Genomic DNA, 12,342 nt, shown 5'->3' with positions numbered 1-12,342 from the left:
AGGGGTGACACGCGATCCTGCCGCTGCGAATTCATGCACACAGATGTCGCGCTGACTAGGGTCGCGAGTGTGCTTCTCACGGCCGCAGTCGCCCGCGGGGTCGCGGACGGTACCGTCGACCTCGCCTTCCGGCGATGGGGCCATCCGCGCATACATCCGGGTTCGAGCTTCGTCGCGCTGACTCACGTCATCGAGGTGACGTCTCTGGAACGCGTCGACCCCGAACGGATCACGCGCGACGAGGCGCGGCGCGCAGGATACGACGATGCCGACGCCGTCCGGGCCACCCTCTGCGTCAACGTCCACAATCCGACCTACCGCATCGGACTGCAGTGCATCGGCGAGGACCCGCGCATCGCCCTACGCGCCGACGACGATCTCTCCGACTCGGACGTGGAGGAGATCCGAACCCGCCTCGACCGGATGGACGCCCGGTCCAAGAACGGGCCGTGGACCCGCGAAACCCTCGACATCATCGCGCGCCGCCCGGGCGTGGTGTCGACCGACCTCGCGGCTGAACTCGGCACCGACCGAGCAGGATTGAAGCAGGACATCACCAAGCTCAAGAAGCTCGGGCTGACCGACAGCCTCGTCGTCGGGTACGAACTGTCGCCGCGCGGCGTCGAGTTCCGGCGTCGCGACCGCGACTGAGGTCACCGAACATCCGACGGCGACGTGTCGACGTGGGCATCATCAAGTTCATGCCCAGCGCACACCCGGCCCGTCACCTGCTGCGCGCCAAGGATCTCGCGGACGTGCGATTCGCCGAGCCGCTGACGGTCGACGACATGGCCGCCGCGGCGAAACTGTCCCGCGCCCACTTCTCGCGGGCCTTCGCAGCCGCATACGGACAGTCGCCACACGCGTATCTGCAGACTCGACGACTGGAACGGGCAGCGGCCATGCTGCGAACGACAGACCGTACCGTCGCCGACATCTGCATGGCGGTGGGTCTTTCCAGTGTCGGTTCGTTCACCACGAGCTTCACTCGCGCATTCGGCAAGACGCCGACCGCATATCGGGATTCGTTCCCGCCCGCCTCCACGTACGCACGGATACCGGCATGCGTTCTGCGCGTCTACTCGCGCCCGGCGCCGACGAGTCGGACCGAGTACCCCCCCGGGAAGTGAAGCAACACGCGACGGACCAGGTGAGGACAGCACACGGGGAGAAGACCTCGACGGCCGCAGCGACCTACGTTGATCTCACCACCGCGACATCCCCCAAGCGAAGGAAGACAACATGATTCGCATCGCCAGCGCCCAACTGTGGGTACACGACCAGGACGAGGCGCTCGACTTCTGGACGTCGAAGGTCGGGCTCGAGATTCGATCGGACGCGTCCCTGCCCGAGATGGGCGGATTCCGTTGGCTCACCGTCGGTCCGCCCGAACAGGACGACGTGAGCATCGTGCTCATGGGCATCCCCGGCCCACCGGCCATCGACTCCGGCGTCGCCGAGGAGATCCGCAGCCTGATGTCGAAGGGTTTCGCCGGCACGGTCTTCCTCACCACCGACGATTGTCGGCGGGACTATGAGGCCCTGGCCGCGCGGGGCGTCGAGTTCACCGAGGAACCCGAAGAACGGCCGTACGGCATCGACGCGGGTTTCCGCGACCCGTCGGGAAACAGTGTTCGCCTGACGCAACTGGCCGAGGTACTCGCCTAGACCGCCCGGCGTTCCGGCAATCGCGGGTCGCGTCGCCGCGTCGTCGGCGACAATCCGACCATGAACAGCATCCGATCCGGAGTCACGGCGGCTGTGCTCGCGCTCGCCGCCGCAGGTCTGTGCCTCGTGGCCGGCACCGCGAACGCCGCGCCGTTCCCGGTGATCACGGATGCGCCGACTGCCATCGCCTCTCGATATCTCAGCCCGGCAACCGAGTCGCCCGCCGGCGCCAACCGCTTCAGCTGCCGCGACCGGGACGGACGCAATCCGGTCGTGCTGCTGCACGCGACGGCCATGAACCAGAGTGCCAACTGGGCCTACCTCGCGCAGACTCTGGCCAACGCGGGGTACTGCGTCTTCAGCCTGACCTACGGCCAGACCAGTTGGAGCGGCAACACGGGAGGGCTGGGCAACAAGGAGCAGTCCGCCCGTGTGGTCTCGGCTTTTGTCGGACGGGTTCTGGCTGCCACCGGTGCCGAGAAGGTCGATGTCGTCGGCCACAGCCAGGGCGGCGCCATCGCCCAACTGGTCACCCAGCTACCGGACGCGCCGAACAGGTGGGCACGATCGTCGGGCTGTCCGCGTCGAACCGGGGATACTCCCGCGTCGGGTCGATCACCGACCGCCTACCGGCCCGTGCCCCCGGTCAGAGCTACTGGGGTCCGACGCATCGCTCGATCCGATACGTGAACCTCGCGACGCGATTCGACGAGATCTCGACGCCGTACACCGTGACCTTGATGCCGCCCGGCCCCAACATCACCAACACGGTGATCCAGGACGTGTGCCCGGCGTCGAAGATCGGTCACGTCGGGATGGCCTACTCCCCGACCGTCGCTGCGCTCGTCCGCAACGCACTCGATCCGCAGCGTCGGGTGCCGGTCGTCTGCGGTTCCGACTTCCCGGGTTGACCTGGGCCCTCTGGCTTCGACGACCCGAGTTTTGTTCGATCCCCGACCCTCGCTAGACTCGTCTGCGCTGCCTCGCGTAGCACGCCGCCCTAGCTCAGTCGGTAGAGCAATTCACTCGTAATGAATAGGTCAGGGGTTCGATTCCCCTGGGCGGCTCCATCTCCTCTCGGCCACTCATGCCTCGGTTCTGGCCCACCCCTGCGTCGTCAGAAATCCGCCGCGCGGCCGCCTCGACGCACTGACCGCAGGCCGTTTAGTTCACTCGTTCAACCATGAACAGGCGGGCGTGTGGCAGCCCCGCGGTGCGCGACCCCCGTCGACCGACCCTGCGAACGCAGCCCTGGGCACCATTGGAACAATAGAGGCCACTCCGACTGTTCCTTATTTTATCTATCTCCGTCTCTGTATAACATAGGCCATACAGGCCACCCCGCTTTTGCGTATGGATGCGGAGATAGATCAAGTGTCATACAGAACGCTCAAGTCCGTCTTCCACCAGCGCGATCAAGTCGGCGCCGACGCTGAGGAACGGGTCCGACGCGAGTCTCCCGCCGCCCTCCGCTGGGACTTGATGATCGGCGAGTACCCGATGTTCGCGCTGCTGACCCCCGAGATCGCAGTGCTGATCGAACGAATCATGAGCTTTGAGCCGAAGATTCAGTCCGAGTGGAAAGATCTGCCAGGACGAGCACGGACCCACTATCTCCATCGCATGGTCATCGACGAAATCCAAGCGACCAACGAGATCGAACAGGTCCGTTCGACCCGACAGGAGATCGGTGCTGCGATCAGGGCCGTCCGGGCGCGACAACCCATCGAAAACAAGCGCTTCGCGGAGATGGCGCGTCTTTACCTCGACATCGGCAACGACGAGGCCGAAAGTCCGCATACGCTGGACGACATCCGGGCTGTCTACGACGCGGTGACCGCGGGAGAGATCCGTGATGAAGACGCTCCCGATGGGCGGCTGTTCCGGCAGGGACCGGTATCGATCGAATCCGGGACCAAAATCGTGCATACCGGAGTCGTGCCCGAGTCAGCGATCGACGCAGCGCTCACCCTGATGCTGAGCCAGGCGCGCGACGATTCGGTCCCCCAACTCATCAGGGCCGTGGCTGCGCACTTCATCTTCGAGTACACGCACCCGTTCTACGACGGCAACGGCCGAACCGGGCGCTACCTTCTCGCACTCGACCTCCGACAGGTGATCGCTCCGTACGCGAGCCTCGCGCTGTCGGCGACCGTCGCCGACAACAAGGACCGTTACTATCGCGCGTTCGCGGACGTGGAGAATCCACTGAATCGCGGGGATCTGACGCCTTTCTTGATCAGAATGTTGGAGATCATCGCCGAGGCACAACATCGGCTGCTGCTCGACCTCTCCGAACGTCGGCAGAAGATCGAGGCGCTCAGGGCACGCCTTCGCGATCTGGTTGATGACGAACAGTTTCCGCTCAGCGTAGGGCTCGACCGCGAGTCGTCACCGCCGATAAGTCCTGACGACTTCGGCGCGATCTTGTACACCCTCGGCCAGGCCTACTACTTCGATGTGAACCGCGCCGTCCGATCGAACACCCTGGCCGACGTGCTGGGAAGATCCAGTCAGTTCGTCCGACCGCGACTCCAGCTCTTGGACGACGCCGGGATCATCGAGACCGTCACGAGGAAACCGCTGCGTTTCCGGCTCACCCAGCGGGTGGCCGCGCTGCTGGATCTGGAAGGACCGTGATCTCCAGTAGCTGACCCTCCGAGTAGATGTCCCGATTTGTGTCATTCAGACGACAGCGAGCTGCCCACTCGTCGTCTAATATCTGATCGACAAAGAGGGGGCCCAGGGGTGGCAGGATATCGGCGCGGCACGCGACGCGCCGTCGAGAACGACGGCGTCGGCCCTCTTCGACGACCCTCGGGCCTCTCCAACGCCTCTCTCACCCTCGGCGCGCTCTCGCTGGCCACCGTCATCCCGACCGCGGTCGCATCGATCAACGTGACCACCCTGGTCCACGCTCTCGCCGCGCCGGACACCGTCCAGGTGGCCACCGAATCGACCACAGGGTGGAGCCAACCGATCCCGTTGTCGCCGGGCGCCGGCGGCCCCGCCGCCCCGTCCGTCGCTGCGACACCGACCGGCGGGCCGGCCGCTCCCATGACACGCGACCTGTCTTCCACGGGTACACCGAGAACGCTGGTCATCGACTTTCCGCACTCGGTCGGCCCCATCATCGCCGGCGGTCCCCGAACCCGCGCAGTGTTGTCGACGGAGCTCGACGACGAACTCAAAGAACGTGCGGTGCAACAGAACCTGGCGGTCATGACCGTCATCGCCGGACTCGACGCGAACAGTCCGTTCGTCGTCTACACCGGCGACGCCCAGGGCTCCGGCGGGCCCGGCGCGCCCGGTGTACCCGAGGGCGGCACCAGCCTGACTCCTCCCCCGCCGGGTACCGACGGGCCGATCATCGTGCTGGTGTCGGATCCGCGCGGGCCGTGGAGCATTCGAGTCTGGCTGGAGACCATCCCGCTCGTCTCGGCACTCCTGAAGTCGATCGGATGGAAGGTCGACCCGCCCCGGACGGACCGCCCTGTCGAGACGCCACGTCCCGATGCCGGCACGGGCAGCGAGCCGGAGGTCACCGAACCACCCCGCGGACGGCCCATCGAGCCGACCACCGACCGTGGCGACACCACATCCGACGCCGGAGCCGATGCCGAGACGCCCAGGAACACCGTCGAGACACGGGACGTGGGCCGGGAAACCCTGCGGGACATCGTGGTCGACGATGACCAGGACTTGCCGACCGAGTCCGCCGATGTCGAAGACGACGGGGACACCGGACCGGACTCAGGCGAAGCGGGCGACGACGGTCCGTCCGAGAGTTCGGGCAACTCCCGATCCGACTCGACGAGCGGTGACAGCTCCGGCGCGGGCGACGACAGCGATTCTTCCGACCGCGGTGGTTCCGGCAGCGAATCCTCGGAATCCGCCGCCTGATCCGTCGTCGTAGATCAGCTGCTCAACCGAACACCGACGCCAGTGGTGCTGCCGAGTCGGGCGACAACGGCGAGGTCAGCATCACCGGCCCCTGCGCCATGAAACGTGGAGTCGCACCACGATGTTCGTCAGCCGCGTGCACGGTGAACGGATGGACCACGAAGACGTCACCGGGACTGCCGGTCGCGTAGGCGACGCGACGCTCGCGACTCGCGGCGTCGAGTAGCGGACCGGCGTCGAAGGGGCTCATCCCGTCGTTGTCGAGAACCGTGACAGCGTCGAGATGTGACCCCACCCGGATGCGTGTCGGTGCGTCGGTCGGTCCGACTTCGGAGAGCAGGGTCAGGATCAGCACGGTGTGGGGCCGTCGACTCACCACCCACGATCCGTCCTCGCGCGGTGTGTTGGCGTCGATGTGCCAGCCGCGGTCATCGACCGTCGGCGGCAGCGGGAAGCGGACCGGTATGTTGCCCAGGGCGCCGCGCGGTGTCCAACCGCCGACGCCACAGATCGCATCGAGCGCCTCGGTCAGCTCCGGACTGTTCGCGAGCAACCCGAATGGGCCGGCCCCCACCATGTCCGACGCCCAGCGCACCGGATCGGTCCAGGCGTCCGGGTCGTCCTCGGACAGACCCAGCTGAGCCCACAATCCTGCCCGCGCCCGGTCCGCGGCCTCGCGCAGCGACGGACGCTCGATCTTGAGGAAACCGTCTGCGCTGAACCTGTCGACGTCGATCACCGTCGCAGCCTCCCACCATCGGGCGTCTCCCGCGAGCGATTTTCGCCGCACCAAGGGCGGCAGATCACGAACCGTCGAGAAGCTCACGGCCGCAGGCCCTCTGGAATCGACTACGGGAGAGCTTGGTCGATCAGGACTTCGGCGGCGGCTCGTGCATCGTCGGCGGCACGCGCCGAGCCCGCGATCGCCGCCGTGGTCTGGGCCCCCTCGGCGAGGATGGACAGCTGCGCGCCGAGGCCGTCGGGGCCTCCCAACTCCGCCACCAGACCCGCGACGTAACGCTGGAAATCAGCCTTCTGCGCACGGACCGCGGCGGCGACCGAGGGCATCTCGGCCCCGAGCTCGCCGTAGGCGTTGATGAACGCGCACCCGCGGAACTCGTCGGTGCCGAACCACTGGAGCAAGAAGTCGAACACGGCGAGCAGCCTCTCCCGCGGCGACGACAGCCCCTCCGCACAGGCGGCGATCCCGCTGTTCCACTGCCGGGTCCGATCGTCGAGCACCGCGAGGATCAACGCCTCCTTCGACGGGAACATCGAGTAGATCTTCTTCAGCGACACCCCCGCCGCATCGCGGACCTTGTCCATCCCCACCGCGTGGACCCCGTGCGCGTTGAACAGCCGGTCAGCGGCACGGACCACCTGCTCGCGCGGGTCCACGGCGTCGGCCACCTCGATCTCCTCTACTGCCGGTTCCCGGCTTGGGGGTTGCGCGGGGAACGATCGTTCTCTAGTGTAGCAATCACCGGCGAGAACGACCGTTCTCCCGCCCGCCGCATCGATTCCGATCCCGATCGGGTCGCCTCAACAGAGAGAAGTGATCGCAATGGGCTACATCAAAGTCGGCACCGAGAACTCCACCGACGTCGAGCTGTACTACGAAGATCACGGCACCGGCCAGGCCGTCGTGCTGATCCACGGCTATCCGCTCGACGGGAACAGCTGGGAACTGCAGGCGCGCGAGCTCATCGACGCCGGCTACCGCGTGATCACCTATGACCGTCGCGGGTTCGGGAAGTCGAGCAAGGTCGGCACCGGCTACCACTACGACACCTTCGCCGCGGACCTGAACACCGTCCTGGAGACGCTCGACCTCCGCGACGTCATCCTCGTCGGATTCTCCATGGGCACCGGCGAACTCGCCCGCTACGCCAAGAACCACGGCACCGACCGGGTCGCGAAGTTCGCGTTCCTGGCGTCGCTCGAACCGTTCCTGGTGAAGACCGACGACAATCCCGAAGGCGTCGACCGGTCCGTCTTCGACGGTATCGCCGCGGCCGCCAAGCAGAACCGCTACGCCTGGTACACGCAGTTCTACAAGGACTTCTACAACCTCGACGACAACCTCGGCACCCGCATCACCCAGGAGGTCGTCGATGCGAACTGGAACACCGCGGTCGGCAGCGCGCCGGTCGCCGCCTACTCGGTCGTCCCCGCCTGGATCGAGGACTTCCGCGAAGATGTTGCCGCAGTGCGCGACTCGGGCAAGCCGACCCTGATCCTGCACGGCACGGCCGACAACATCCTGCCGATCGATGCCACTGGTCGCCGCTTCCACCAGGCCGTTCCGGAGGCCGAGTACGTCGAGGTCCCCGATGCGCCGCACGGCCTGCTGTGGACTCACGCCGCCGAGGTGAACGAGGCGCTGCTGGGGTTCGTTCAGAAGTGAGCACCCCGGGGTGAGTTCAGCAGTGAGCACACCCGCGTGACAGCAGGACGGCCGCCGGATGGATTCTCCATCCGGCGGCCGTTTGCCGTCTGTCCCTACCGGGCGTCGTCGTCGACCGGCGCCGAATCGTCGGCACTCTCGTCGGACGCCTTGGCGTCCTTGTTGTCGGCGAGGGGGTCGTAACCGGGAACACCCTCGAGCACCGTCAGTTCCTGATCGATGGCGGCCGAGACGGCCTTGGCATCTTCCTTGATCTTGCGGATGAAGTCCGACATCGCTCGCTCCTCGCTCATCGTCCGGCCGCGGCACGCGACCGTGACCTCATGATAGGTCGAGGCCCGCGTCACCCTCCGGCGATCGGAGTCCGGGCGCGCGACCGATCAGTCCCGGAACATGTCCGCGTACGACGACGACAGCGCCGGGTAGTAGGCGTCCCAGTCGACCTCGGCGACGCTACGGCCGGCCTCGGCCGCCACCAGACGGTCGAGGTAGTACTCCCATCCCGGGCCCACGTTCTCGGCCATGTCGGCCGTTGGCAGTCCCTGAGCGAAGGTCAGTGTCGTCGTTCCGTGGGCTTCGGCCAGGTCCAGTTCCAGCCGCCACACGTCCTCACCCCCGTCCTGGGCCGGGGACTTCGATTCGACGACCAGCCGGCGCGGCGGATCGCATTCCAGGATCGTGAACCGTTCGGACTCCACGTCCTCGCCCTCGGCGGTCATCCGGAAGTCGACGAACCCGTCGGCCGGATCGCCCGCCCACGTGCCGATCCAGCGTTCGAGCCGCGTGGGTTCGGTGATCGCCGCCCATACGGCGTCGATCGGCGCGGCGAACGTCCGCTCGAGCACCACGTGCGGCACGCCGGCCCGCACCTCTCGGCGGCCGGTGGCCGCGATGTCGGCAGTCATCCTGTCTCCTTGTGTCGTTTGCCTGAATCGGGCTGTGCAAGAGGGGGTTCGCGGATTCCTCATCGACGAACTCGCGCACGGTACGTCGCACCTCGAGGTCGAGCGCGTCGAGATGACGCTCGTCGAATCTCGGCTGCACGCCGTCCGAGTCCACGCCGTCCGAGTCCACGGCGTGCGAACCCGCAACCGCCGAGTCCACCGCGTCGAGCCACGCCCGGACCCCGGCCAGCGCGCCGGACGCCAGCTCGTAATGCCGCTCCCGGCCGTGGTCGACGGCCGTCGTAACGCCTGCTTCGCCGAGCACGCGAAGATGACGCGAGATCGCCGGCCGGCTGATCGGGTGGTCGGCCGCGAGATCGACGACGCGCGCCGACCCGCGAGCGAGCCGCTCGATCAGCGCACGACGCACCGGGTCGGCGATCGCCTCGAAGTCATCCACGTCCTATTGGTAACACATGAGTTACCAATAGAGAAGGGTGAAGCTGTCTACGCCCCGACCGGGCGCGCGAGCGCGAGTCCGATTCGCGCGACCATGTCGTCGACGGCGAACTTCGGCTTCACGTTCATGTCGAGGGCCTCCCGGCACGCGAGCACGGCTTCGACGCACTGCAGCAGCTGCTCGGGCTTGGCGTAGCCGGCGAGCGGATTCGCGAGGTCGTCGGCCTTGTCCGGATGCATCGCGGTGACCTGGGCGCCGACGCCGACGACGAGCGCGTCGCGGAACAGCGCGGCGAGGTCGACCAGGGCACGGTCGAGGACGTCGCGTCCGACCCGGGTCGCCCTCGACTTCTGCCGCTTCTCCAGTTCCTTGAGCGCGCCGGCACTTCCGCGCGGCATCCGCGCGGTGCCCTTGCCCGTACCGCCCGCCCCGAGCGCGGTCTTCATCTCCTCGGTCTCGGCCGCGTCGAGTTCGGCACTGATCGCCTTGGCGGCCTCATCGGCCGACCGGACGAGCTCCTCGGCAGCGGCATAGGCTGTCGAGTCGCGGGCGGCGGCACGCGCCAGCCCGAGCGCCTTCTCGCGTTGCGTGCGCGCCTCGGGATCCGTCGCCAGCCGACGCGCGCGCCCGATGTGGCCGCCGCACACCGACGCCGCCCACCGAGCCTGCTCCGGATCGAGACCGTCGCGCTCGACGAGAACCCGCTCGATGTCGGCGGTCGTCGGCGTCACCAGTGCGACGTGCCGGCAGCGCGACCGCAGGGTCACGGAGATGTCCTCCGGGTCCACCGACGGCGCACACAGCAGGAACACCGTGCGTGACGGCGGCTCCTCGACGACCTTCAGCAGTGCGTTCGCGGCCTGCTCGGTGAGCCGGTCGGCGTCCTCCACGATGACGATCTGCCAGCGCCCTGTGCCCGGCCGGCGCGCGGCGGCCTGCACGATGTCGCGCATAGCGCCGACGGCGAGGCTCAGCCCCTCCGGCACGACGTGGCGGACATCGGCGTGGGTCTTCGCCATCACCGTGACGCACGCACGACACTCGCCACAGCCGACGTTCGCGGCGTCGGGCGCCTGGCACTGGAGAGCCGCGGCGAAGCATTGCGCGGCCACCGACCGACCGCTGCCCGGTGGTCCGGTGAACAGCCACGAGTGGGTCATCGACGCCCGCGACCACCCCGCATCGACGGCCGGGATCTCGTCGTCGGCGAGGAACAGGTCGTCCGACGTACCCGCGTCGAGCCTCGCCGCAAGAGCACGGGCGGCCCGTGCGGCGGCCCGCAGATCGTCGGCGATGGCCTCTTGCCCGGTCAGCCGATCGAAGACATTTGTCACAGCAACACCCTAATCCGCAGTTCGGACACGCCTGAGGCGCGGAACCGTGTTTAACGATTGCAAGCAGCCAGCTACCGTAGTCTCCGTGGTTCAACAACGGTCGCGGTGGTCAAAGGGCCTGCATCTGGCCCGATGGCTGATTCATACGCCGTGGCCCATTCTCGCGCTGGACATGCTGCGGGCGAACCTCGTCGGTGCACTGTTCACCTTCGCGTTCCTGCGCTTCGGCATGCCGATCCAGGATTCGATCAGCCTCGACGAGATCACCGCGCTGAACCAGGTCATCTTCGCTGCCTACTTGTTGATCGCGATGGTCATCGGCGGCTTCGCCAGCATCCAGCTCTCGCTACCGGTGCTCATCTGGCATCGGCGTCGCACCCGACTCGACAACGAGGCCGCACGACGCCGCGCCCTCGCGCTACCGATGCTGCTGACCGCGGTGAACGCCGCGCTGTGGGTCGTGGGCGGCACGCTGTTCACGCTCGTCAACCTGACCGTCTCGTCGAAGAACGCCTTCATCGTCGCGATCGCCAGCACGATCGGCGCGATGGTCACGTGTGCGCTCAGCTACATGCAGGCGGAGAAGGTCATGCGGCCGATCACGGTCGCGGCGATGGCCAACAATCCCGACAACGCCATCGCGCCCAGTGTCACCACCCGCATCACCGCGTTCTGGGTGATCAGCGTGGTCGCCCCGATGCTGGTGATCATCGGGATGATCGTGCTGCACCGGCTCGGCATCATCGAGGCCGACTCCACCGGCCTGGAGCGGCCGATCCTGTGGATGGCGATCTCGGCGCTCGCGTTCAGCGTGATCGCGATCGTGCGCGTTGTCGCCGCCATCAACGATCCGATCAAGCAGCTGCGCCGCGCACAGTCCAAGGTCAGCGAGGGCGACCTCAACGTCGCGGTGAAGATCTATGACGGCAGTGATCTCGGCCTGCTGCAGGCCGGATTCAACGACATGGTCGCCGACCTGCGCGAACGCCAGCAGCTGCGCAACCTGTTCGGCCGCTACGTCGGCGAGGACGTCGCGCGGCGGGCCATCGAGACCGGCACCGAACTCGGTGGCGAGGAACGCTACGTCGGCGTCCTGTTCGTCGACATCGTCGGCTCGACGCGCCTGGCGGTGAATCGGCCGCCCCGCGAGATCGTCGAACTGCTCAACGAGTTCTTCCGGGTCGTCGTCGGCGTGGTCGGTCGCCACGGCGGGTTCGTCAACAAATTCCAGGGCGACGCGGCGCTCGCCATCTTCGGTGCGCCGCTCGACCTCGACGACTTCGCCGGCCGGGCACTCGCGTCCGCGCGCGAGCTGCGGGCCGAGCTCTACGAGACCCTCGGTGACACCGACATCGGCATCGGCGTCTCGGCCGGCAAGGCCATCGCCGGCCACATCGGCGCCGAGCAGCGACTGGAGTACACGGTCATCGGCGACCCGGTCAACGAGGCCGCCCGCCTCACCGAGCTCGCGAAGGACGAACCCACCCGCGTCCTCGGGTCCGCACGCGCGGTCTTCCTGGCGTCTCACGAGGAAGCCGAGCACTGGGAGATCGGCGAGGGCGTCGAACTCCGCGGCCGCGGGATCGAGACGCTCCTCGCGCGCCCGCACCTCGAGCCGGACCGGCGGGACTGAGCTACCACCCTCCCCTGCCCCTGAGGTGTGAGCAGGGACTTGCCGTCGCTTGT

The 12,342-nt window shown here is 67.3% G+C and carries 12 protein-coding genes, 1 tRNA gene and 2 pseudogenes; 9 read left to right on the top strand and 6 right to left on the bottom strand.

Going from position 1 to position 12,342, the window contains the following annotated elements:
- Positions 1-69 precede the first annotated feature (69 nt).
- The 7 genes and pseudogenes from MVF96_RS02840 (at position 70) to MVF96_RS02810 (ending at position 5,571) form a co-directional block, all read left to right on the top strand.
- Positions 70-651, top strand: a complete 582-nt coding sequence (locus MVF96_RS02840) for a hypothetical protein (RefSeq protein WP_137808632.1) — start codon at positions 70-72, stop codon at positions 649-651.
- Between the two features lie 50 nt (positions 652-701).
- A complete protein-coding gene (locus MVF96_RS02835; RefSeq protein WP_137808689.1) occupies positions 702-1,130 on the top strand; it encodes a helix-turn-helix domain-containing protein in 429 nt (142 codons plus the stop codon).
- A gap of 112 nt (positions 1,131-1,242) precedes the next feature.
- Positions 1,243-1,668 carry a VOC family protein gene (locus MVF96_RS02830; protein ID WP_137808633.1) on the top strand — a complete coding sequence of 142 codons (426 nt, stop codon included), beginning with the start codon at positions 1,243-1,245 and terminating at the stop codon, positions 1,666-1,668.
- A gap of 60 nt (positions 1,669-1,728) precedes the next feature.
- Positions 1,729-2,579, top strand: a pseudogene (locus tag MVF96_RS02825) (esterase/lipase family protein).
- A gap of 83 nt (positions 2,580-2,662) precedes the next feature.
- Positions 2,663-2,738 (top strand) — tRNA-Thr (locus tag MVF96_RS02820).
- A gap of 304 nt (positions 2,739-3,042) precedes the next feature.
- Entirely contained in the window at positions 3,043-4,308 is a 1,266-nt protein-coding gene (locus MVF96_RS02815; protein ID WP_065630523.1) for a Fic family protein, read from the top strand.
- A gap of 108 nt (positions 4,309-4,416) precedes the next feature.
- Positions 4,417-5,571: a hypothetical protein gene (locus MVF96_RS02810; RefSeq protein ID WP_247451135.1), complete on the top strand. Its 1,155-nt coding sequence runs from the start codon at positions 4,417-4,419 to the stop codon at positions 5,569-5,571.
- A 22-nt stretch (positions 5,572-5,593) separates the two neighbouring features.
- Here the strand turns inward: MVF96_RS02810 and MVF96_RS02805 are convergent, their stop codons facing one another.
- Positions 5,594-6,310, bottom strand: coding sequence for a phytanoyl-CoA dioxygenase family protein (locus tag MVF96_RS02805; protein ID WP_247451133.1), 717 nt, complete (start codon positions 6,308-6,310; stop codon positions 5,594-5,596).
- A gap of 110 nt (positions 6,311-6,420) precedes the next feature.
- Positions 6,421-6,981: a TetR/AcrR family transcriptional regulator gene (locus tag MVF96_RS02800; protein WP_247451131.1), complete on the bottom strand. Its 561-nt coding sequence runs from the start codon at positions 6,979-6,981 to the stop codon at positions 6,421-6,423.
- Positions 6,982-7,135: 154 nt separating this feature from the next.
- On the opposite strand from MVF96_RS02800, the gene MVF96_RS02795 reads away from it, so the two are divergent.
- Positions 7,136-7,978 carry an alpha/beta fold hydrolase gene (locus MVF96_RS02795; RefSeq protein WP_058251157.1) on the top strand — a complete coding sequence of 281 codons (843 nt, stop codon included), beginning with the start codon at positions 7,136-7,138 and terminating at the stop codon, positions 7,976-7,978.
- Between the two features lie 95 nt (positions 7,979-8,073).
- Here MVF96_RS02795 and MVF96_RS02790 read toward each other — a convergent pair whose 3' ends face one another.
- The 4 genes and pseudogenes from MVF96_RS02790 to MVF96_RS02775 all read right to left on the bottom strand — a co-directional run bounded on the left by MVF96_RS02790 (position 8,074) and on the right by MVF96_RS02775 (position 10,656).
- The gene (locus MVF96_RS02790) at positions 8,074-8,253 is read right to left on the bottom strand and encodes a hypothetical protein (RefSeq protein ID WP_058251156.1); all 180 of its coding nucleotides are present in this window, start codon (positions 8,251-8,253) and stop codon (positions 8,074-8,076) included.
- A 105-nt stretch (positions 8,254-8,358) separates the two neighbouring features.
- A complete protein-coding gene (locus MVF96_RS02785) occupies positions 8,359-8,883 on the bottom strand; it encodes an SRPBCC family protein (protein WP_058251108.1) in 525 nt (174 codons plus the stop codon).
- A 283-nt stretch (positions 8,884-9,166) separates the two neighbouring features.
- Positions 9,167-9,292: pseudogene (locus tag MVF96_RS02780) on the bottom strand (ArsR family transcriptional regulator); the annotation flags it as partial.
- Positions 9,293-9,369: 77 nt separating this feature from the next.
- On the bottom strand, positions 9,370-10,656 hold the full coding sequence (locus tag MVF96_RS02775; protein WP_058251106.1) for a DNA polymerase III subunit delta': 1,287 nt from the start codon (positions 10,654-10,656) through the stop codon (positions 9,370-9,372).
- Between the two features lie 172 nt (positions 10,657-10,828).
- Between MVF96_RS02775 and MVF96_RS02770 the strand changes: the two genes are divergently transcribed.
- A complete protein-coding gene (locus MVF96_RS02770; protein ID WP_078111767.1) occupies positions 10,829-12,289 on the top strand; it encodes an adenylate/guanylate cyclase domain-containing protein in 1,461 nt (486 codons plus the stop codon).
- Positions 12,290-12,342 lie beyond the last annotated feature (53 nt).

The sequence above is a fragment of the Gordonia hongkongensis genome, assembly GCF_023078355.1.
GTDB classification, from domain to species: Bacteria; Actinomycetota; Actinomycetes; order Mycobacteriales; family Mycobacteriaceae; genus Gordonia; species Gordonia hongkongensis.
Note: the sequence above shows the minus strand (reverse complement) of the source record. Positions and strands in the feature narration are given on the sequence as shown.

Bases quoted from the DNA above. Each gene is read 5' to 3' on its own strand.
- MVF96_RS02835 (WP_137808689.1), top strand. From the start codon at position 702: ATGCCCAGCGCACACCCGGCCCGTCACCTGCTGCGCGCCAAGGATCTC.
- MVF96_RS02830 (WP_137808633.1), top strand. From the start codon at position 1,243: ATGATTCGCATCGCCAGCGCCCAACTGTGGGTACACGACCAGGACGAG.
- MVF96_RS02795 (WP_058251157.1), top strand. From the start codon at position 7,136: ATGGGCTACATCAAAGTCGGCACCGAGAACTCCACCGACGTCGAGCTG.
- MVF96_RS02790 (WP_058251156.1), bottom strand. From the start codon at position 8,253: ATGTCGGACTTCATCCGCAAGATCAAGGAAGATGCCAAGGCCGTCTCG.
- MVF96_RS02785 (WP_058251108.1), bottom strand. From the start codon at position 8,883: ATGACTGCCGACATCGCGGCCACCGGCCGCCGAGAGGTGCGGGCCGGC.
- MVF96_RS02770 (WP_078111767.1), top strand. From the start codon at position 10,829: ATGCTGCGGGCGAACCTCGTCGGTGCACTGTTCACCTTCGCGTTCCTG.